The following is a 20,203-nucleotide window of genomic DNA, read 5'->3' as shown; positions in this document are numbered from 1 at the left end:
GTGACCCTGCCGCCGCAATCCCAGCGGACTGCATCTGCCGTTCCCTCCCGCGGCGCAGCTTCAGCTGCTCCCGCAAGCACCACCACCGTGTCGGACATCCCTTATCTCGAACGCGGCTCGCGCGCGTACTGGCGTGCCAGCCTCGCGCTGCTGTTCGCCGGCTACGCGACGTTCTCGCTGCTCTACTGCGTGCAGCCGCTGCTGCCGTCGTTCTCCGAAGCGTTCAAGGTGACGCCGGCGCAAAGCAGTCTGTCGTTGTCACTATCCACTGCTGCGCTCGCGCTCGCGATCTTCGTCGCCGGTTTCGTCTCCGAGGGTTGGAGCCGGCACAAGCTGATGACGCTGTCGCTGACGGTGTCGTCGGTGCTGACGATTGGCGTATCGGTCGCGCCGCACTGGCACCAGCTGCTCGTGCTGCGTACGCTCGCAGGGCTCACGCTCGGCGGCGTGCCGGCCGTCGCGATGGCTTATCTCGCCGAGGAAGTGCATCCCGACGGCCTCGGCCTCGCGATGGGCCTGTACGTCGGCGGCACGGCGATCGGCGGCATGGCCGGGCGGGTCATCACCGGCGTGGTCGCGGATCTGTTTTCGTGGCGCATCGCGATCGGCACGATCGGCGTGCTCGGCCTGCTGTCGATGCTCGCGTTCCGCGCGCTGCTGCCGCCGTCGCGCCATTTCGTGCCGCGCCGCGGGCTCGGCTTCGCGCATCACCGCACGCTGCTGTTGCGCCAGTTCACGCGACCGGGTCTGCCGCTGCTGTTCCTGCTCGGCTTCGTGCTGATGGGCAGCTTCGTCACGCTGTACAACTACATCGGCTACCGGCTGCTCGCGCCGCCGTATCGGTTGAATCAGACGGAGATCGGCGCGATTTTCATCGTCTATCTGGTTGGCGTGGTCGCGTCGCCATGGTCCGGGCGCATGGCCGACACGTTCGGCCGTGCACGCGTGCTGATCGGGAGCCTGCTGCTGATGGTGTTCGGCCTCGCGCTGACGATGCTGCATCCGCTCGCGGCGATCGCGACCGGTATCGCCTGCGTGACGTTCGGGTTCTTTGCCGGGCATTCGGTCGCGAGCGGCTGGGTCGGGCGTCTGGCGAAAGACGCGAAAGGCCAGGCCGCTGCGCTGTATCTGCTCGCGTACTACATCGGCTCGAGCCTGGTCGGTTCGTATGGCGGCCATGTGTGGGCCGGTCATGGCTGGAACGGCGTCGTCGGGCTAGTCGGTGCGCTGCTCGTGATCGGCTTGATCGCGGCGAGCCGCCTGCGCGGGCGCGAATAGCCCGGCGCATCGGTCGCGTTGCGCGGTGCGGGCACCGCGAGCCGGCCGCAATCAGCCAACCCGCATGGATCGGCGGCAAAACGAAAGGCTTGCGTAAGCGAACGTTTGATATTTTCCGCCGCGTTTTGTTGCGCCGCGCCAATCGCCGCGGGCCGCGCCGCGCCTGGGTTCAGCAGCTTACGAATAAGCGCCGACGCGCGAGCTTGCGCCGTCGCGCCGCTCCATCGGTCTCCTATACTCGATTCGTGCAATGGCGCGGCATGATTTCGAAGCCGCGGCCTCTGCCGGAACGACACAGCAACCATCCCGCATGGGAGGAGACGAAGATGACCTACTTTACGATCGGCGATTTCATCCTGGTCATTCCGATGGCATTGGCGGGCGCGCTATTCGTCGGCGCGCTGCCCTGCAAGACCGAGTTGCGACACAATGGGCTGCGTGTGCTGGGCGCGTTGATCGGTGTGATGTGCGCGGTGGCGCTGGTCGAGGGTCTGCCGGCGCTCGTGTAGCGGCGCGGCGAAATACCTGCAGAAAAGCCGCACGCTGAGCGTGCGGCTTCGTTTTGCCCTTGCGTCCGTCCGCCTGTTGCGCGGACGGCTCCTCACGCGATCAGATCGCCTGATCCGTCGACGGCTTTTCCCACAGATTGATCCCGCCTTCGGTCGCATAGCGATCGATTTCGGCGAGTTCGTCGGCCGAGAATGCGAGCTTCTTCAGCGCGCCGACGTTCTCGCGCACCTGCTCCGCGCGGCTCGCGCCGATCAGCACCGAGGTCACGCGTGGATCGCGCAACGCCCACGCGAGCGCCATCTGCGCGAGGCTCTGACCACGGCGCTGCGCGATGTCGTTGAGCTTCCGCACGTGCTCGATGTTCCGCGGGCTCAGATGCTCGTCTTTCAGCGAACCGCCGCCCGGCTTGTTGACGCGCGCATCTTCCGGCACGCCGTTCAGGTACTTGCCGGTCAACAATCCCTGCGCGAGCGGCGTGAACGCGATCGTGCCCGCGCCGACTTCATCGAGCGTATCGAGCAGGTCGTGTTCGATCCAGCGGTTCAGCATGTTGTACGACGGCTGATGGATCAGCAGCGGCACCTTGTATTCGGCGAGCAGCTTCGCCATTTCGCGCGTCTTCGCCGACGAGTACGACGAGATGCCGATGTACAGCGCCTTGCCCTGCTGCACCGCGCTCGCGAGCGCGCCCGCGGTTTCCTCGAGCGGCGTGTGCGCGTCGAAGCGATGCGAATAGAAGATGTCGACGTAATCGAGGCCCATGCGCCTCAGGCTCTGATCGAGACTCGCGAGCACATATTTGCGCGAGCCGCCGCCCTGGCCGTACGGACCGGGCCACATATCCCAACCGGCCTTCGACGAAATCAGCAACTCGTCGCGATACGGTTTGAAATCGTCCTTGAACAGACGGCCGAAGTTGGTTTCCGCGCTGCCGTACGGCGGGCCGTAGTTGTTCGCCAGATCGAAGTGCGTGATGCCGAGGTCGAAGGCCGTGCGCAGGATGTCACGCTGCGTCGAGATCGGCGTGGTGTCGCCGAAGTTGTGCCACAGGCCGAGCGACAGCGCCGGCAGTTTGAGACCCGACTTGCCGCAGACGCGGTATTGCATGTCCAAATAGCGTTCTGAAGCTGCTTCGTAAGCCATTGCTAGTGTCCTTGTAGATTAGATCGCCCGAGGATGGCGGGCGTGAGGATTCGCGCGTTGCGGGAGGCGTGCTGCTGGGGAGATTTGTTGTTGTGGTGTCGCCGCGGTGCGGCCAGACCGCTATGTTAGCCAATCGACGCGGCGCTTGCAGCGCAACCAGTATGCGGGATGGACGAGCACGCACGGCTCACCTACACTCTGGCCGGTTCAGGTTGATGGGAGGTGCAGATGACGAAAGCGATTTCGATCGCGCTGATTGTCGGCGGTATCGTGCTGCTGTATTTCGGCGGGCAGGCATTCAATTCGGTGAGCAGCGACGTGGCGCGCTTCTTTACCGGCTCGCCTAGCAACAAGGCGATCGTGCTGATCGTCGCTGGCGTGGTGGCGACGCTCGCCGGGCTGACGGGAATCGCGATGTCGGGACGCAAGCGCTGAGCGTCGGCGCGAGGCCCGCGACCAAAATAATCTAGAACGCGATCTCGGGCTTCGCGGCCGAGCGCGTGCCGGGCAGCGGCACATTGCTTGCGCCGTGATAGGTGAACACCAGCGAGAACTTCACCTGGTCGCTCAGATTCTTGCCGGCCGAGTGCAGCGTGTTGCAGTGAAAGAACACCACGTCGCCGGTCTTGAGCTCGGGCGACACCGCCGTGCGGATCGCGGCCTCGTTCTCGGCGAGATCCGCGCGGAAAAACTTCGCTTCGTCGAAACGGTCCGAAGTGAACGCGGCACCGTGCGATTGCGGCACGAACCACAGCGCGCCGTTATCGACGGTTTCCGGGCCGACCGCGAGCCACGCCGACACCAGATCGTCGCGCTCGAACGACCAGTAGCGCACGTCGCGATGCCAGCCGGTCAGGCTGCCGTACGCGGGGTGCTTGGTCATCATGCAGTTGTGATGCGCGCGCGACAGACGCGGCTCCTCGCCAAAATACAGCTCCATCCAGCCACGGATTTCGGGCGCGGTCGCCCATTGCGCGAACGCGGGGTGACGACCGTACGCGTCGAGCAGGCGCCGCACCGTATGTCCGCCCGGAGCATCCTTCGATGACGGCGCGCCCGGATACTGCAAATCCGCTTCGAATTCGATCGGCGCCGCCGCTTCCTGCAGCTGCCGCTGCGCGATCCGCTTCAGCTCGTCGCAACGCTCGGGCGACACGAGTCCTGGCACGACGACAAAACCCTGCTCCCGCAACGTTTGAATCTGCTCTTTCTTCGAATGGAGTGACATGGCGTTCCGTTACTGTCGACTAGCTGATGTTCGATTGTAAAACGGGCGCGATCGGGGTGCGTTGGTTCACCGCGAGAGGCTCCTGCGTCCTGCTGATCTGTTACGCCGGTCGCCTTCGCTTTTCGCGGCGCGCCAATGCACCGGTTTCAGGCGCGCGGCGCGCCCGCACCGCACATTCGCTGGGCAAACGCGCACGCAAATCGCCCGTAAAGGGTGACAGCAAACTGGCATCCGCGACGATTCGATCCACGGAGAAATCCGGTCTCGCAGGGTAATAACCGACTTTCTGACGTCATGATTCCCATGTAGCCTGCTCGCATGTCGATCGTCGCTTACGCAGTTTTCTGTTGTGCGCAGGCCGTCAGGGCCCGTGCCGTCGGTTTCTCCGCGTTGTACCTTCGCTGCGCTGTGCGCCGTGTTTCGCGTCGCAATCTCCCGCGCCACGACCCGCACCGAATTTCCCGCTTTCAGGCCGTTCATCGCAACCCCGTCATTGGCACATATGGTGCTGTTTGTCCGTGCACATCCGGTGCACGCGCCGACGTGCGGTTCATTGCCTAAATGTGAAGCCATGCATACTCTTTTGAGCACCCGTCTGACCCGCGCCGCGCTGAGAGCGGCGCGTCCCGCGCGCCGCCATATGATGCGGGCGCTGCGCCATCATGCCGCGCGCACCCGCGCGCTCGGCGAGCAGTGGCGCGACGCGAAGGCCATCGACGGCTTTCGCACCTGGTTCCATACGTTCTTCTCGGCGCTACGCCAGCAGAGCGGCACGCGCCGTCTGTCGCTGCGCACGCTGCTGCGCAAACCGACACCGTTGCGCCTCGCGGTCGCGAAACGCGCGCCGGCGATGCGAACGCCTGCGAGCCGCCGACCGCGTCGCCTGTCGGCGAGCAGCGGCGGGTGGTTCGCGTTTGCGTTTGCGTTTGCGTTTGCGAGCCGGTGAGATTGCTGGGCCGGTGAGTTGCAGTTGCGCGTTGAGTGGCTAGACCGCTGATCTGCCGACCGGCTGGCCGTTCACCGCTGGGCTGACTTCGAGCGCGCCGCCTCGACGACGTGCTTCGCGCGGCGGCATCGCTACGCCATCGATAGACAAAGAAAAACCCCGCCGGCTCACGCCGGCGGGGTTTGTTTGCTTTCAAGCGGCGATCGGCTCGCCCTTATTCGGCAAGCACCGCGACCGGCTCAGTGCCTGCCGCTTCGGCGAGTGCGAGCGCCTTGTCGGTGGCTTCCCACGTGAATTCCGGCTCTTCGCGGCCGAAATGACCATACGCCGCGCTTTTCTCGTAGACCGGGCGCAGCAGGTCGAGCATCTGGATGATGCCCTTCGGACGCAGGTCGAAATGCTGACGCACGAGTTCCGTGATCGTCGCATCCGACACGCGGCCGCTGCCGAACGTGTTGACCATCACCGAGGTCGGCTGGGCGACGCCGATCGCGTACGACACCTGGATCAGGCAGCGCGATGCGAGGCCCGCGGCCACGATGTTCTTGGCGACGTAACGGCCGGCGTACGCTGCCGAGCGGTCCACCTTCGACGGATCCTTGCCCGAGAATGCGCCGCCGCCGTGCGGCGCCGCGCCGCCGTACGTATCGACGATGATCTTGCGGCCCGTCAGACCGCAATCGCCCTGCGGACCGCCGATCACGAAACGACCGGTCGGGTTCACGAGGAACTTGATGTCACCCTTGATCAGCTCGGCCGGCAGCGTCGGCTTGATCACTTCCTCGATCACCGCTTCGCGCAGCGTGTCGAGCTCGATGTCCGGCGAATGCTGGGTGGACAGTACGACGGTGTCGATCGAATGCGGCTTGCCGTCGACGTAGCGCACGGTGACCTGCGACTTGGCATCCGGACGCAGCCAGGGCAGACGGCCGTCGCGGCGCAGATTCGCCTGACGCTCGACGAGGCGGTGCGACAGGTGGATCGGCAGCGGCATCAGTTCCGGCGTTTCCTCGCACGCGTAACCGAACATCAGGCCCTGGTCGCCCGCGCCTTGATCGAGGTTGTTGTCGTGCGCGCGGTCCACGCCCTGGGCGATGTCCGGCGACTGCTTGTCGTAGGCGACGAGCACCGCGCAGCCGCGGTAGTCGATGCCGTAGTCGGTGTTGTCGTAGCCGATGCGCTTGATCGTGTTGCGCGCGATCTGGATGTAGTCGACGTTCGCGGTGGTGGTGATTTCACCGGCCAGCACGACGAGACCCGTGTTGCACAGCGTTTCGGCCGCGACACGCGAGTACTTGTCTTGAGCGAGGATGGCGTCGAGGATGGCGTCCGAGATCTGGTCCGCGACTTTGTCGGGATGGCCTTCGGAAACGGATTCGGAAGTGAAGAGATAGTCGTTTGCCACGTTGCAGACTCCTGTTAGTGGTTACGGTTGCGTTCCACGTAGCCGACTTCGGGAGTCTGAAGCGGCGACGCTTTAGCGGATTACCTGACCGATGGACGCAAAACCCATGAAAACCCATGGACCGCACCCGCCGGCTTCGCCCCGCAAGTTGTCTATTAACTCGGCGAAGCCTTTATTATAGCGACTTCCTTTGAATGTCACAGAGTCGAAACGAGTGCGGTATCACGTCAATTTTTCCGCTTTCCACAATTTCGCCCCCTGCGGCGCCGCGCGCCTGGAGGCTGCATGCTGAGCCGCTACGGCGCGAAGCTCGCGATCGGGCTGCTCAAACTCTTTGCGCTGTTGCCTTACGGATTGGTCGCTCGTCTCGGTGACGGGCTCGGCTGGCTGCTCTACCAGATCCCGAGCCGTCGCAAGCGCATCGTTCATACGAATCTGAAGCTGTGCTTCCCCGACTGGAGCGACGAGCGCCGCGAGGACGTCGCGCAAAAGCACTTCCGTCATGCGATCCGCAGCTATCTCGAGCGCAGCGTGCAGTGGTTCGGCTCGGCGAAGAAGCTCGAAAAGCTGATCCAGCTCGACAGCGCGATCGACCTGACGGACCCGAACCTGCCGCCCACATTGTTTCTCGGCTTTCATTTTGTCGGCATCGAGGCCGGTTCGATCTTTCTGAACTACTCGCTGAAGCGCCGGTGCGGCTCCCTCTATCAGCCAATGTCGAATCAGGAGTTCGAGGAAGTCGCGAAAGCAGCGCGCGCGCGTTTCGGCGCGGACATGGCGAGCCGCGCGGACAGCGCGCGCGTCGTGCTGCGCTGGCTGCGCGAACGCAAACCGGTGATGCTCGGCGCGGACATGGACTACGGCGCGCGCAATTCGACGTTCGTGCCGTTCTTCGGCGTGCCGACCTGCACGCTGACCGCGGTCGGCCGTCTCGCCAAGGTCGGGCACGCGCAGGTCGTACCGTTCATCGGCGAGGTGCTGCCGAACTACAAGGGCTACCGGCTCAAGGTCTTCAAACCTTGGGACGACTATCCGACCGGCGACGATGACGCTGATGCGCGACGCATGAACGAGTTTCTCGAAGAGCAGATTCCGCTGATGCCCGAGCAGTATTACTGGGTGCACAAGCGGTTCAAGACACGCCCGCCGGGGGTGCCGGGGGTGTATTGAAGGTGGGGCTGGGCTCCTTGTCAGCCGTACCGTTTCCGATGTGCCAACGTGTATCATCTGCTATTGGCCGGGCACGGCTCCAATGGGTGATTCACCCAACGGCGGTGAGGCCGGAATTTTCGGCTCCGCCCGCACGCGCGAAGCCCTACGCAGCAACGGATACACGGAAAACGTGAAGCTCAAATTCACCAAAATGCACGGCGCGGGCAACGACTTCGTCGTACTCGACGGCTATACCCAACCGGTTGATCTGACCACGGCGCAGGTGCGCGCGTTGGCGAACCGCCATTTCGGCGTCGGCGCCGACCAGTTGCTGCTGGTCGAAAAGCCGACCCTCGAAGGCGTCGATTTCAGATATCGCATCTTCAATTGCGACGGCGGCGAGGTCGAACACTGCGGCAACGGCGCGCGCTGCTTCGTCAAGTTCGTGCGCGAGCGCGGTCTCACCGACCAACGCAGCGTGCGCGTGCAGGTCCAGAAAGGCACGATCACGCTGACGATGCAGGACAACGGCGAAGTGATCGTCGACATGGGCACACCCGTGTTCGATCCCGAACTCGTGCCGTTCGCGACCAAGGGTCTGCAAGGCCGCCGCGAAGGCGCGGATACGCTCTGGCCGCTCGACGTGAACGGGACGACGCGCTGGATGTCGGTGGTGTCGATGGGCAATCCGCACGCCGTGCAGGTCGTCGACGATGCCGAGGTGTTCCCGGTGCTCGCCGAAGGTCCGGCCATCGAGCGGCACACGCGCTTCCCGCAGCGGGTCAACGCGGGCTTCATGCAGATCGTCGACCGCAACGAGATCAGGCTGCGCGTCTACGAACGCGGCGCGGGCGAAACGCTCGCGTGCGGCACCGGCGCGTGCGCGGCGGTCGCGGCCGGCATCCGGCGCGGGCGGCTGGATTCGCCGGTGCTCGTACATACGCACGGCGGCGATCTGACCATCACGTGGGACAGCGCGCACCCAGGCGCGCCGCTGCTGATGGCCGGCCCCGCAGCCACCGTCTTCGAAGGGGAGATCGAGTTGGCCGAAGAGGCGTCGAGCGCCTCGTCGCACTCGTCGCAGCACAATCCGTCCAGCCCGGCCGACATGGCACCCTCCGTCTAACTCATTGACCGACGCGCCGCCGTGAGGCGGCCGTCCCGTAGTCCTCTAGCCGAAACCATGAACGATCGCGAAGTCGCCGAATACCTGCTCGCCAATCCCGAATTCTTCGTCGAACACGCGGAAGCGCTCGCGACGATCCGGCTCGCGAACCCGCACGGCAAAGCCGCGGTGTCGCTGCAGGAGCGGCAGATGGAGATGCTGCGCGACAAGAACAAGCATCTGGAGCGGCGTCTTGCCGAACTGCTGCGCTACGGTCACGAGAACGACAGCATCGCGTCGAAATTCAACCGCTGGACCATCCGTGTGATGGCCGAGCGCGATCCCTACGCGCTGCCGCGCACGATCGCCGGCGGTCTGCGCGACATCTTCGACGTGCCGCAAGCGGCGCTGCGCGTGTGGGACGTCGCCGAGCCGTATGCGCAAGCGGACTTCGCGCGCCACGTCAGCGAGGAAGTGCGCATTTTCGCGGGCAGCCTGAGCACGCCGTACTGCGGCGCAAACACCGGCTTCGAGGCCGCGCAATGGCTCGCGCAAGCTGCGGTCGCGTCCAACGGGACGACCAACCCGGCGGCAAGCGCGGCAACGAGCGCGACCGACGACCTCGGCGTCGCCTCGAACGGGACGGCGCAGAGCACCGAATCGATCGCGCTGCTCGCGCTGCGCGACCCCGAAGGCGCCGAAGACGCGCCGACGTTCGGCCTGCTCGTGATGGGCTCATCCGACCCGCGGCGCTTCCACGAAGGCATGGCCACCGATTTCCTCACGCAGATCGGCGCGCTCGCGAGCGCCGCGCTGAGCCGGCTGCTGCCGCGCTGAGCCGCGCCACGCAACGTCACCGCGTACCGTGACCGCCGCCGACCCGATCGCCGCCTACCTGTCGCATCTCGAGCACGAGCGGCGGCTGTCGGCGCACACGCTGCGCGGCTACACGCATGAGCTCGCGGAACTGAAGCAGCTCGCCAAAGGCCGAGCGCTCGAAAGCCTCACCGCCGTCGACATCCGCGGCGCCGTCGCGCGCGCGCATGCAGGCGGTCTCACCGCGCGGTCGATCGGCCATCGGCTGTCGGCATGGCGGGCGTTTTATCGCTGGCTCGCGGGCCACGTCGAGTTGCCGGCCAATCCGGTCGCCGCGGTGCGCGCGCCGAAGCAGGCGAAAACGCTGCCGAAGGCGCTTTCCGTCGACGACACCGCGCGCCTGATGGACAGCCCGGCCGCCGACTCGCCCGAAGGCCTGCGCGATCACGCGATGCTCGAGCTGTTCTACTCGTCGGGCCTGCGCCTCGCCGAACTGGTCGGCCTCGACGTGCGTTTCGCCGACGTCGACGGCTATCGCTCGGCCGGCTGGCTGAAACTCGATTCCGGCGAAGTCGAAGTGCTCGGCAAAGGCAATCGGCGCCGCGTCGTGCCGGTGGGCAGCAAGGCGGTCGCGGCGCTGAACGCATGGCTCGCGGTGCGCGAACCGATGGTCCGCCACGATCCGCATCCGCTGTTCCTGTCGGCGCGCGGCAACCGGCTGTCGCCGAACGTCGTGCGCGAGCGCGTGAAGCGCGCGGCGCTCGCCGCCGGCATTCCGGCCAACGTGCATCCGCACGTGCTGCGCCATTCGTTCGCGACGCACGTGCTGCAGTCGAGCGGCGACCTGCGCGCCGTGCAGGAGCTGCTCGGCCACGCGAGCATCACCGCGACGCAGGTTTATACGGGCCTCGATTTCCAGCACCTCGCCCACGTCTACGACAGCGCGCATCCTCGCGCAAAGAAACGCAACTGATCACGCGACTGACGCCGCGCGCCACGACGCGCCGCCTTCGCTTGCACTTTACCTACACCTGATGAATACCGTTACGCTCAAACCGTCGAAAGAAAAATCGCTGCTGCGCCGCCATCCGTGGGTTTATGCCAATGCGATCGAGCACGTCGACGGCCGCCCCGCGCCCGGCGCGACCGTGCTCGTGCGCGCGCACGATGGCCGCTTTCTCGCCCGCGCCGCCTACAGCCCGCACTCGCAGATCCGCGCGCGCGTCTGGAGCTTCGACGAAGCCGAGCCGATCGATCACGCGTTCTTCAAGCGCCGCGTGCAGCGCGCGTTCGCGCATCGTCAGGCGATGGTGCGCGACACCGGCGCCGTGCGGCTGATCTTCGGCGAGGCGGACGGTCTGCCGGGCCTGATCGTCGATTACTACGTCGCCGAGGACGCGGATCAGCGCAGCCAGATCGTCTGTCAGTTCATGGCGGCCGGCGTCGAAGCGTGGAAGGACGCGATCGTCGCGGCGCTGGTCGGCGCGACCGGCTGCCCGAACGTCTACGAGCGCTCGGACGTGTCGATCCGTCAGAAGGAAGGGCTCGAGCAGATCACCGGCGTGCTCGCGGGCGAGCCGCCTTCCGAGAAGCTGATCGCGAGCGAAAACGGCGTGCGCTATCACGTCGACGTGCGCAACGGCCACAAGACCGGCTTCTATGTCGACCAGCGCGATAACCGCCTGCTCGTGCAGCAGTTCGCGAAAGATCGCGACGTGCTGAACTGCTTCTGCTACACCGGCGGCTTTTCGCTCGCGGCGCTCAGGGGTGGCGCAAAGCGCGTGGTGTCGGTCGATTCGTCGGGTGAAGCGCTCGCGCTCGCGCAGCAGAACGTCGCGGCCAACGGCTTCGACGCCGACCGCGCGACCTGGCTCGACGCCGACGCGTTCAAGACATTGCGGCGCCTCTACGACGAAGGCGAACGCTTCGACCTGATCGTGCTCGATCCGCCGAAATTCGCGCCATCGCGCGAGCACGTGGACCGCGCCTCGCGCGCGTACAAGGACATCAATCTGACGGGCCTGAAGCTGCTGCGCCCGGGCGGTTTGCTGTTCACGTACTCGTGCTCGGGCGCGATCGATCCCGAGCTGTTCCAGAAGATCGTGTCGGGCGCGGCCGCCGACGCACGCGTCGACGCACGCATCCTGAAGCGCCTTGGCGCGGGCGTCGATCATCCGCTGCTCACTGCGTTCCCCGAAGGCGAGTATTTGAAGGGGCTGCTGTTGCAAATCGCCTGATCGCCCTCATTTTCCCGGTGATTGCGCGTGGCGGCGGCGGCAGCGGCCCGCCTCCGCGCAGGCGGCCATCAGCCGGCCGCAGGGCGGCCGCCCCTGCGCCCGCCAGGCAAATATGTTTCAATGACCGGCTGGACGGGGCCCGCGCCATCTGGCTGCGGCGGCCCGCCTAACGCATCTGGCTAGCCTTGCGCGCTAGCGTCCGATCACGCACCGTTTCACGACTTACAGGCGACCCACATGATTCCAGTCACCATCCTGACCGGCTTTCTCGGCAGCGGCAAAACCACCCTGCTCAAGCGCATCCTGAACGAAAAGCACGGCATGAAGATCGCCGTCATCGAGAACGAGTTCGGCGAAGAGAACATCGACAACGAGATCCTCGTGCAGGACACGAGCGAGCAGATCATCCAGATGAGCAACGGCTGCATCTGCTGCACGATTCGCGGCGACCTGTCGCGCGTGCTCAACGAGCTGGCCGCGAAGAAGCAGGCGGGCGAAGTGGACTTCGACCGCGTCGTGATCGAAACCACCGGCCTCGCGAATCCGGGCCCGGTCGCGCAAACCTTCTTCATGGACGACCAGATCGCGAGCGAATTCCTGCTCGACGCGATCATCACGCTGGTCGACGCGAAGCACGCGAACCATCAGCTCGACGAGCACGAAGTGGTGCAGCGCCAGGTCGGTTTCGCGGACCGGCTGTTCATCACGAAGGCCGATCTCGTCGACGAGCGGCACGTGGGCGATCTGCGCCACCGTCTGCTGCACATGAACCCGAAGGCGGCGATCAAGGTCGTCAATTTCGGCGAGGCGGACATCAAGGAAATTTTCGATCTGCGCGGCTTCAACCTGAACTCGAAGCTCGAAATCGATCCGGACTTCCTGAACGAAGACGAACACGCGCATAGCCACGCGCACGCGCACGACGAGCACGGCCACACGCAAGGCGACCATGACCACGATCACGCCAATTGCGATCACGACCATGGCCATTGCGATCACGAAGGCCATGATCACGGACATCACCACCATGCGCATCACGACGACAAGATCAAGTCATTCGTGTACCGCAGCGATCGTCCGTTCGATCCGAACAAGCTCGAAGACTTCCTCGGCGGCATCCTGCAGATCTATGGCGAGCACCTGCTGCGCTACAAGGGCGTGCTGTACATGAAGGGCGTCGATCGCAAGGTCGTGTTCCAGGGCGTGCATCAAATGATGGGCAGCGACCTCGCCGCGAAATGGCAACCGGCCGAGAAGAAGACCAACAAGATGGTGTTCATCGGCATCGAACTGCCGCGCGATCTGATCACCGACGGTCTCGACGCCTGCCTCGCCTGAGCGGGCGCAGCGCCGTCGCGCAAGCAAGCCTCGGAGCAAGCCCACGACACGCCGCGCGCAGCGCGGCATGCGCCGTGCTACTTCTAGTGCGGTGAGACGCCCGCCGGCGACTGCGCGGGCGTGAATCCTCTGCTGAAACTGCGACGCCGCGGCGCCGAGGCCTTTCGAATCCAGGCCATATGAAAAACGCGTGAAAACCCTGCTGTATTAAAGCGTGCACGACCATCGCTTTTTGGCTTTCTGCGCGTTATATTTTCGGGATATCGCAGCGCCGCAGGCCGGCTTTCAGCAGTTGCGGTGCCGTATTGTGATTCAGTTACAATACGTGCCCACTGGAGAATGACAACGAATTGCCCGGTCGCGCGTATCCCGCGACGGGCCTGAAACGGCGCCGGAAAATCTTGTCCGGAGACACGCCGAAAACGCCGGCGGGCACGGCCTGAAAGGGCACGCGCTCGTCGGCGAGCGATGCCTCAGGAGCATGTGTGAATCGGTTTCCAGAGGAGTTCGGCCCCGCAGCGGCGTAGCTAGCAACGCCCGGTGTGTGGGCGCCAGGCGCTTCGGCGTCACGACAGTCCAACGTTCGTGGCCACCCTGCGCTGCGCGTCCGCGCGACGCGTTTGCGGACAATACGAAAGTGCGGGCCCTATGAGTTTTGCCTCACATTGAAGAAGTAAGCCAGATGACGACGAAACGACTCTTGACCGAAGCCGAAATCCTGAAGATGAGCGACAAGGATTACATGAATGCGGATCAGCTCGCCTTCTTCAAGAACAGGCTCGAACAGTTGCAGGCGGACATTCTCCGCAATGCCGGCCAGACGACCGAGAACCTGCGCGAAACGGTCATCGTGCCGGACCCGGCCGATCGCGCCACGATCGAGGAAGAGCATGCGCTCGAACTGCGCACGCGCGACCGCGAACGCAAGCTGCTGAAGAAGGTGCAGCAATCGATCGCGCGAATCGAGGCGGGCGACTACGGCTGGTGCGAGGAAACCGGCGAGCCGATCGGCATTCCGCGTCTGCTCGCGCGGCCCACGGCTACGCTGTCGCTCGAAGCCCAGGAGCGCCGCGAACTGCGCCAGAAGCTGTTCGGCGACTGATTATCTGCGGCGCGGCTTCGGCTTAGCGCCCTGAAAACGCTGCTTCGTCGAGAGGCGCACGGTGAACCGTGCGCCTTTTCTTTTTGCGCGACATCCGCGCATGCTCCGCCATCCGTCCCGCCCCGCCGTCCCTTCCCGCCTCGTTTCTCAGGCTCCCTGAGCGGATTTTCAGTTTTTCGTCCTAGGCCTTCCGGCGGATCTTGATATGACCGCGCGCGCCCTAAAATAGATCGGACATGCGCTCACGAGCGCGCCAGCCGGCGCGCCGTCCGCTGACTGGATTCATGCGGTAGCGCACAGCGCTGCCGCGTCCTACCCGTTTTGCAAAGAGGAACGCATATGGAGCAATTTCACGGCACGACGATCGTTTCCGTGCGCCGCGGCAACAAGGTGGCGCTCGGCGGCGACGGCCAGGTCACGCTCGGCAACATCGTCATGAAAGGCGGCGCGAAGAAGGTCCGGCGCATCTACAACGGCAAGGTGCTGGTCGGCTTCGCCGGCGGCACGGCGGATGCCTTCTCGCTGCTCGACCGCTTCGAGGCGAAGCTGGAAAAACATCAGGGCAATCTGACCCGCGCGGCCGTGGAGCTCGCGAAAGACTGGCGCACCGACCGCATGCTGCGTCGTCTCGAGGCGATGCTGATCGCCGCGGACGCGACCACCACGCTCGTCATCACCGGCAACGGCGACGTGCTCGATCCCGAAGGCGGCATCTGTGCGATCGGCTCGGGCGGTGCGTACGCGCAGGCGGCCGCGAAGGCGCTTGCCGACAACACCGAGCTGTCGCCGCGCGACATCGTGGAGAAGTCGCTGGAAATTGCCGGCGACATGTGCATCTACACGAACCATAACCGCGTCATTGAGACGATCGAGTAAGGACCCATCGATGAGCACCATGACCCCCGCCGAGATCGTCTCCGAACTCGACAAACACATCATCGGCCAAGGCCGCGCGAAGAAGGCCGTGGCGGTCGCGCTGCGCAACCGCTGGCGCCGTCAGCAGGTCGACGAACCGCTGCGCCAGGAAATCACGCCGAAGAACATCCTGATGATCGGACCGACCGGCGTCGGCAAGACCGAAATCGCGCGGCGCCTCGCGAAACTCGCGGACGCGCCGTTCATCAAGATCGAAGCGACCAAATTCACCGAAGTCGGCTACGTGGGCCGCGACGTCGACAGTATCGTGCGCGACCTGATCGAAATTTCGGTCAAGCAGACCCGCGAAACCGAAATGCGCAAAGTGCGGACCAAGGCCGGCGATCTGGCCGAAGACCGCATCCTCGACATCCTGCTGCCAACCGCACGGCCGGTCGGCTTCGGTTCGAGCTCGAGCTCGACCGACACCGCCGATGAAGGCAGCACGACGCGTCAAACGTTCCGCAAGCGCCTGCGCGAAGGCCAGCTCGACGACAAGGAAATCGAGCTCGACGTCGAGCAGCCGCAGGTCGGCATGGACATCATGGGGCCGCCGGGCATGGAAGACATGACCGAGCAGATCCGCTCGATGTTCGCCAACATCGGCGGCGGCAAGAAGATGCGCCGCAAGATGAAGGTCAAGGAAGCGCTGAAGGTGCTCACCGACGAAGAAGCCGGCAAGATGCTGAACGACGAAGAGGTGAAGAGCAAGGCGGTGCAGAACGTCGAGCAGAACGGCATCGTGTTCCTCGACGAAATCGACAAGATCGCGTCGCGCAACGAAGCGGGCGGCGGTGAAGTGTCCCGTCAGGGCGTGCAGCGCGATCTGCTGCCGCTCGTCGAAGGCACGACGATCAACACCAAGTACGGCATGGTGAAGACCGATCACATCCTGTTCATCGCGAGCGGCGCGTTTCATCTCGCGAAGCCGAGCGATCTGATTCCCGAGCTGCAGGGACGCTTCCCGATTCGCGTCGAGCTCGATTCGCTGTCGGTCAACGACTTCGAATCGATCCTCGTGTCGACGGACGCGAGCCTTGTCAAGCAATACCAGGCCCTGCTCGCGACCGAAGACGTGCACCTCGAATTCGCCGACGACGGCATCCGCCGTCTCGCCGAGATCGCGTACTCGGTCAACGAGAAGACCGAGAACATCGGCGCGCGGCGTCTTTATACGGTGATTGAAAAACTGCTCGAAGAAGTGTCGTTCTCGGCCGGCAATCATTCGGGCCATGCAGTGCAGATCGACGCGGCGTATGTCGATAGCGCGTTGAACGAAATCGCCGAAGACGAGGATCTGTCGCGCTACGTGCTTTGACATGCGCGGTGGCAGCGCGAAGCGCTGATGCATGAAAAACGGGCTGCCTTCGCATAGGCAGTCCGTTTTGTTTTGTGCCGCCCTTCCCGCGGCGGCGCCTCGAACAGCCAACGCCGCGCCAGAAGATCGCCGCCTACTGCTTCACCGGCCGCTTCGCCAACTTGCGCTGCAACGTGCGCCGATGCATGTTCAACGCGCGCGCGGTCGCCGAGATATTGCCGTTGTGTTCTGCGAGCACACGCTGGATATGCTCCCATTCGAGCCGCGCCACCGACAGCGGCTGCGGATGCTCGATCGCCTCCTCGGCCTGCAACGCGCTCGCCTCGCTTTGCAGCGCCGACAGGATCGTCTCGACGTTGGCGGGCTTTGCGAGATAGTTGTCGGCGCCGTCCTTGACCGCCTGCACCGCGGTGGCGATGCTCGCGTAGCCGGTCAGCACGAGCATGCGCGCATCGGGCTGCAGATCGCGTAACAGCGCGACGAGCGTCAGGCCGGAGTCGTTGCCGAGATGCAGGTCCACGGTGATCTCGCTGAACTTCTGCTGATTCGCGAGCCGGATCGCCTCGTCCGCGTTGTGTGCTTCGGTCACCGTGTAGCCGCGCCGCGTCAAGCCGCGCGCGAGGATGCCGGAGAACACTTCGTCGTCGTCGATCACCAGAAAATTCTTCTCGCTCATGCCTGTTTCTCCGTGTTGGATGGCGCGGCGCCATGTGGGCTCGCTCCGGAAATCTTGCGCGCGGCGAGCGGTAGTCGCAGCACCGCACGCGTGCCGCGCGGCCGTCCGCCGTTGGCGTCGGTCAGCTCGATCGATCCCTTCAGACGCGCCGCCGCCGAAAACGCCAGATACAGGCCGACGCCGTGACCGCCCTGCGTGCTCTCCACCGGCATCGCGCCGAGCGAGCCGCGCAGCGCGGCCGGAATGCCCGGACCGTGGTCGCACACTTCGAACGCGATCTGGTCGCCGCGTGGCGCGAGCACGCAGGACAGTGTCACGTGATCGCGGCTCGCGCGCGCGGCGTTGTCGAGCAGGATCGTCAGTATCTGGCTGACGGCCACCGTGTCGTTGAGACTGACATCGGCGGGCGGTGTGCCAAGCCGCTCGAACTTCACGTGAGGATGGCGCAGGCGCCATTGCCCGGCAAATGATTCGAGCCATTCGTCGACCGGCTGGCGGTTCGTCGTGGTCGTTGCGCGGCTGCGCAACCGCGCGAGCGCCGACGTGCACAACATCATCTGCTGCTCGAGCAGCTCGAGATCGGCGCGGTAGGGGGCGAGTCCCGCGTCGGTCCGCGCCGCGTCGCGCAATTCTTCGGACAACATCGCGATTGTAGACAGAGGGGTGCCGATTTCGTGGGCCACGGTGGCCGCCTGCACGCCGAGCGCGACCGCCCGTTCGTCGTGGAGCAAGCGCTGCTGCGCTTCTCCAAGCGCTGCGTCACGTAGCCGCAGCGCTCGGGACATGCGCGCGACGAACCACGCAATCAGCCCCACGCTGACCATGAAGTTGACCCACATGCCCGAGCGGTAGTAGTCGAACAGGTTGGCGGGATTCTCGAGATTGAGCGGCACGGAATCGAAACTGAGCATCGCGTAGCAGGCGACCGCGAACGCCGCGAGCCAGGCCATCAGATACCACGGCAACACGGCCGCCGCGATCGCAAGCGATGGGAGGTACAGCGACACGAACGGGTTGGTGGTGCCGCCGGACAGGAACAGCAGCGCCGACAACGCCCCGAGATCGACCCAGATCTGCCCGAACAGCTCGAGGTTGGACTCGGGACGCTGCTGCGACACGCGCCACCACGTGAGCGCGTTGAACAGCACTTCGAGCCCGATCACGAGCAGCATCGCGGGCAACGGCAGATTGGCGCCGATGAAGATCTGCACGAACGCGATCGTCAGCAGCTGACCGATGATCGCGAGGCTGCGTAGCCAGAACAGATGACCGAGATTGACGCGGCCGGTGTTGGTTATACGGTGCATGACCCTAGTCTACCCGTTACGCCGCGCCGGCCCGAGCCAGTGGCGCCGCGGCAGATGAAGCCCGTTGCTTCGCCTCCGCGGCCAAACTGCACCCGCTCGACGACGCCCGCCATTATTGCCCCACTCGACCCGGGAAACGCCGCCGCACAATTCCGCGCCGGCTACACGCTGCAGATGGCCAGCCGGCACGCCAACGCGATCGCCGCGGATCGGCAGCCGCGCGGCGAATGGGAGCCGGCGCTGGAAGCGATTGTGCGCGATCTGCGGGCGCGGGTGGCGCAACATCGCCGCGCGTCGGCGGTTTCTGATCGGCCCCGGGGCAAATCCGACCATCACGGCCGCTCATGCTCACTCGCCTCGTGTGTCGCCTGTGCAATCTCCGCGGCCAGACACTCCGGGCACAGACACCGGCCGCCTGGCTTTAACCGCTCGACCGGTAGCGGCGGCAGCGCGCGGCACCAGCAGTTGGACGGATCAGTCTGCATGCCGCAGTCGAAAGCATTGCCGCAGCGCGGACAGCGTGCGCTGCGTTCGGAGCGGGGGGAAGACGATTTCATCGCAGATCGGCGCTCAGAGCCGGGGACATTGATCAAGCCATGATGCCATGACTGACACGCTCAGGTGCAGTCGTCCGTTCGGCCAATGCACAGCCGTCACGCAAGTGCGTTACGCTTGCTGTTCGCCGCCCCCGCGGCGCGTCATGGTGCGGTACGCCAAGCCTGCACCGCCCGTCGCTCGCGCCGCGGCCGAAAACCCTGTTGCAGCGCGCCAGTCCTGTACAATTCGCGCTGTTTCAACTGTTCCGTGCCCGAGCCTGCCGCCATGTCCGAGCTTCCCGACCTCTCGCAGATTGCGCCCACCCTGAAAGCCGAAATTCTGGCCGAGGCGCTGCCTTACATCCGTCAGTATCACGGTAAGACCGTGGTCATCAAATACGGCGGCAACGCCATGACCGAAGAGCGTCTGAAGCAGGGCTTCGCGCGCGACGTGATTCTGCTGAAGCTGGTCGGCATCAACCCGGTCATCGTGCACGGCGGCGGTCCGCAAATCGACCAGGCGCTTAAGAAAATCGGCAAACAGGGCACGTTCATCCAGGGCATGCGCGTCACCGACGAAGAGACGATGGAAGTCGTCGAATGGGTGCTCGGGGGCGAGGTGCAGCAGGACATCGTGATGCTGATCAACCACTTCGGCGGCCACGCGGTCGGCCTGACCGGCAAGGATGGCGGCCTGATCCACGCGCGCAAGATGCTGATGCCGGATCGCGAAACTCCGGGCCAGTACGTCGACATCGGCCAGGTCGGCGAAGTCGAGTCGATCAACCCGGCGGTCGTGAAGGCGTTGCAGGACGATGCGTTCATTCCGGTCATCTCGCCGATCGGCTTCGGCGAAGACGGCCTGTCGTACAACATCAACGCGGATCTCGTCGCGGGCAAGCTGGCGGTCGTGCTGAACGCCGAAAAGCTCGTCATGATGACCAACATCCCCGGCGTGATGGACAAGGAAGGCAATCTGCTGACCGACCTGTCGGCGCGCGAAATCGACGGTCTGTTCGAAGACGGCACGATCTCCGGCGGCATGCTGCCGAAGATCTCGTCCGCGCTCGATGCGGCGAAGAGCGGCGTGCGCTCGGTGCACATCATCGACGGCCGCATCGAGCACTCGGTGCTGCTCGAAATTCTGACCGAACAGCCGTTCGGCACGATGATCCGCTCGCATTGATCGTT

Annotated in this window: 20 protein-coding genes; 14 read left to right on the top strand and 6 right to left on the bottom strand. The window is 64.8% G+C overall.

The genetic code is table 11. From position 1 onward, the window contains the following. Entirely contained in the window at positions 1-1,278 is a 1,278-nt protein-coding gene (locus OKW29_RS36155; RefSeq protein ID WP_429294299.1) for an MFS transporter, read from the top strand. Between the two features lie 326 nt (positions 1,279-1,604). Then, the gene (locus OKW29_RS36150) at positions 1,605-1,787 is read left to right on the top strand and encodes a hypothetical protein (RefSeq protein WP_090805541.1); all 183 of its coding nucleotides are present in this window, start codon (positions 1,605-1,607) and stop codon (positions 1,785-1,787) included. 100 nt (positions 1,788-1,887) lie between these two features. On the opposite strand, the gene mgrA is transcribed toward OKW29_RS36150, so the two are convergent. Beyond that, positions 1,888-2,931, bottom strand: coding sequence for an L-glyceraldehyde 3-phosphate reductase (gene mgrA / locus OKW29_RS36145; RefSeq protein ID WP_429294298.1), 1,044 nt, complete (start codon positions 2,929-2,931; stop codon positions 1,888-1,890). A gap of 228 nt (positions 2,932-3,159) precedes the next feature. On the opposite strand from mgrA, the gene OKW29_RS36140 reads away from it, so the two are divergent. Further along, on the top strand, positions 3,160-3,366 hold the full coding sequence (locus OKW29_RS36140; protein ID WP_429294297.1) for a DUF3185 family protein: 207 nt from the start codon (positions 3,160-3,162) through the stop codon (positions 3,364-3,366). A gap of 31 nt (positions 3,367-3,397) precedes the next feature. On the opposite strand, the gene OKW29_RS36135 is transcribed toward OKW29_RS36140, so the two are convergent. Next, a complete protein-coding gene (locus tag OKW29_RS36135; RefSeq protein ID WP_429294296.1) occupies positions 3,398-4,159 on the bottom strand; it encodes a phytanoyl-CoA dioxygenase family protein in 762 nt (253 codons plus the stop codon). A 571-nt stretch (positions 4,160-4,730) separates the two neighbouring features. Between OKW29_RS36135 and OKW29_RS36130 the strand changes: the two genes are divergently transcribed. Then, complete coding sequence (locus OKW29_RS36130; protein WP_429294295.1) at positions 4,731-5,105, top strand: hypothetical protein; 375 nt, start codon at positions 4,731-4,733, stop codon at positions 5,103-5,105. Between the two features lie 214 nt (positions 5,106-5,319). Here the strand turns inward: OKW29_RS36130 and metK are convergent, their stop codons facing one another. Next, entirely contained in the window at positions 5,320-6,510 is a 1,191-nt protein-coding gene (metK, locus tag OKW29_RS36125; RefSeq protein WP_429294294.1) for a methionine adenosyltransferase, read from the bottom strand. 285 nt (positions 6,511-6,795) lie between these two features. On the opposite strand from metK, the gene OKW29_RS36120 reads away from it, so the two are divergent. From OKW29_RS36120 to hslU, 9 genes are all read left to right on the top strand, one after another. Beyond that, positions 6,796-7,680 (top strand): lipid A biosynthesis lauroyl acyltransferase, encoded by an 885-nt coding sequence (locus tag OKW29_RS36120; RefSeq protein ID WP_429294293.1) that lies wholly within the window; start codon positions 6,796-6,798, stop codon positions 7,678-7,680. A gap of 172 nt (positions 7,681-7,852) precedes the next feature. Next, on the top strand, positions 7,853-8,788 hold the full coding sequence (gene dapF, locus OKW29_RS36115; RefSeq protein ID WP_429294997.1) for a diaminopimelate epimerase: 936 nt from the start codon (positions 7,853-7,855) through the stop codon (positions 8,786-8,788). Between the two features lie 57 nt (positions 8,789-8,845). Further along, complete coding sequence (locus OKW29_RS36110) at positions 8,846-9,604, top strand: DUF484 family protein (RefSeq protein WP_184025894.1); 759 nt, start codon at positions 8,846-8,848, stop codon at positions 9,602-9,604. A gap of 28 nt (positions 9,605-9,632) precedes the next feature. Then, positions 9,633-10,556: a tyrosine recombinase XerC gene (gene xerC / locus OKW29_RS36105; RefSeq protein ID WP_429294292.1), complete on the top strand. Its 924-nt coding sequence runs from the start codon at positions 9,633-9,635 to the stop codon at positions 10,554-10,556. A gap of 61 nt (positions 10,557-10,617) precedes the next feature. Next, the gene (locus tag OKW29_RS36100; protein WP_090802199.1) at positions 10,618-11,820 is read left to right on the top strand and encodes a class I SAM-dependent rRNA methyltransferase; all 1,203 of its coding nucleotides are present in this window, start codon (positions 10,618-10,620) and stop codon (positions 11,818-11,820) included. Between the two features lie 237 nt (positions 11,821-12,057). Further along, positions 12,058-13,158 carry a CobW family GTP-binding protein gene (locus OKW29_RS36095; RefSeq protein ID WP_429294291.1) on the top strand — a complete coding sequence of 367 codons (1,101 nt, stop codon included), beginning with the start codon at positions 12,058-12,060 and terminating at the stop codon, positions 13,156-13,158. 682 nt (positions 13,159-13,840) lie between these two features. Next, positions 13,841-14,260 carry an RNA polymerase-binding protein DksA gene (gene dksA, locus OKW29_RS36090; protein WP_090802202.1) on the top strand — a complete coding sequence of 140 codons (420 nt, stop codon included), beginning with the start codon at positions 13,841-13,843 and terminating at the stop codon, positions 14,258-14,260. 339 nt (positions 14,261-14,599) lie between these two features. Beyond that, the gene (gene hslV, locus OKW29_RS36085) at positions 14,600-15,136 is read left to right on the top strand and encodes an ATP-dependent protease subunit HslV (protein WP_184051150.1); all 537 of its coding nucleotides are present in this window, start codon (positions 14,600-14,602) and stop codon (positions 15,134-15,136) included. A gap of 10 nt (positions 15,137-15,146) precedes the next feature. Then, entirely contained in the window at positions 15,147-16,493 is a 1,347-nt protein-coding gene (hslU, locus tag OKW29_RS36080; protein WP_090802203.1) for an ATP-dependent protease ATPase subunit HslU, read from the top strand. A 133-nt stretch (positions 16,494-16,626) separates the two neighbouring features. Here the strand turns inward: hslU and OKW29_RS36075 are convergent, their stop codons facing one another. The 3 genes from OKW29_RS36075 to OKW29_RS36065 form a co-directional block, all read right to left on the bottom strand. Beyond that, positions 16,627-17,169 carry a response regulator transcription factor gene (locus tag OKW29_RS36075; RefSeq protein ID WP_429294290.1) on the bottom strand — a complete coding sequence of 181 codons (543 nt, stop codon included), beginning with the start codon at positions 17,167-17,169 and terminating at the stop codon, positions 16,627-16,629. Further along, a complete protein-coding gene (locus tag OKW29_RS36070) occupies positions 17,166-18,476 on the bottom strand; it encodes an ATP-binding protein (RefSeq protein WP_429294289.1) in 1,311 nt (436 codons plus the stop codon). Before OKW29_RS36070 ends, OKW29_RS36075 begins: the two co-directional genes overlap by 4 nt. Before the next feature lie 332 nt (positions 18,477-18,808). Continuing rightward, on the bottom strand, positions 18,809-19,033 hold the full coding sequence (locus tag OKW29_RS36065) for a cysteine-rich CWC family protein (RefSeq protein WP_187615117.1): 225 nt from the start codon (positions 19,031-19,033) through the stop codon (positions 18,809-18,811). Between the two features lie 265 nt (positions 19,034-19,298). Here OKW29_RS36065 and argB point away from each other — a divergent pair, with 265 nt between their 5' ends. Further along, positions 19,299-20,198 (top strand): acetylglutamate kinase, encoded by a 900-nt coding sequence (gene argB / locus OKW29_RS36060; protein ID WP_018419098.1) that lies wholly within the window; start codon positions 19,299-19,301, stop codon positions 20,196-20,198. Positions 20,199-20,203: the final 5 nt, after the last annotated feature.

Source organism: Paraburkholderia sp. CI3, assembly GCF_050436505.1.
GTDB lineage: Bacteria > Pseudomonadota > Gammaproteobacteria > Burkholderiales > Burkholderiaceae > Paraburkholderia > Paraburkholderia tuberum.
This window is presented reverse-complemented; position numbering and strand designations above follow the sequence as displayed.

Coding starts and splice junctions, on each gene's coding strand:
- dksA (WP_090802202.1), top strand. CDS start 13,841: ATGACGACGAAACGACTCTTGACCGAAGCCGAAATCCTGAAGATGAGC.
- OKW29_RS36135 (WP_429294296.1), bottom strand. CDS start 4,159: ATGTCACTCCATTCGAAGAAAGAGCAGATTCAAACGTTGCGGGAGCAG.
- argB (WP_018419098.1), top strand. CDS start 19,299: ATGTCCGAGCTTCCCGACCTCTCGCAGATTGCGCCCACCCTGAAAGCC.
- OKW29_RS36130 (WP_429294295.1), top strand. CDS start 4,731: ATGCATACTCTTTTGAGCACCCGTCTGACCCGCGCCGCGCTGAGAGCG.
- mgrA (WP_429294298.1), bottom strand. CDS start 2,931: ATGGCTTACGAAGCAGCTTCAGAACGCTATTTGGACATGCAATACCGC.
- OKW29_RS36150 (WP_090805541.1), top strand. CDS start 1,605: ATGACCTACTTTACGATCGGCGATTTCATCCTGGTCATTCCGATGGCA.
- OKW29_RS36065 (WP_187615117.1), bottom strand. CDS start 19,033: ATGAAATCGTCTTCCCCCCGCTCCGAACGCAGCGCACGCTGTCCGCGC.
- OKW29_RS36070 (WP_429294289.1), bottom strand. CDS start 18,476: ATGCACCGTATAACCAACACCGGCCGCGTCAATCTCGGTCATCTGTTC.
- OKW29_RS36110 (WP_184025894.1), top strand. CDS start 8,846: ATGAACGATCGCGAAGTCGCCGAATACCTGCTCGCCAATCCCGAATTC.
- hslV (WP_184051150.1), top strand. CDS start 14,600: ATGGAGCAATTTCACGGCACGACGATCGTTTCCGTGCGCCGCGGCAAC.
- OKW29_RS36075 (WP_429294290.1), bottom strand. CDS start 17,169: ATGAGCGAGAAGAATTTTCTGGTGATCGACGACGACGAAGTGTTCTCC.
- OKW29_RS36120 (WP_429294293.1), top strand. CDS start 6,796: ATGCTGAGCCGCTACGGCGCGAAGCTCGCGATCGGGCTGCTCAAACTC.
- OKW29_RS36100 (WP_090802199.1), top strand. CDS start 10,618: ATGAATACCGTTACGCTCAAACCGTCGAAAGAAAAATCGCTGCTGCGC.
- hslU (WP_090802203.1), top strand. CDS start 15,147: ATGAGCACCATGACCCCCGCCGAGATCGTCTCCGAACTCGACAAACAC.
- OKW29_RS36140 (WP_429294297.1), top strand. CDS start 3,160: ATGACGAAAGCGATTTCGATCGCGCTGATTGTCGGCGGTATCGTGCTG.
- OKW29_RS36095 (WP_429294291.1), top strand. CDS start 12,058: ATGATTCCAGTCACCATCCTGACCGGCTTTCTCGGCAGCGGCAAAACC.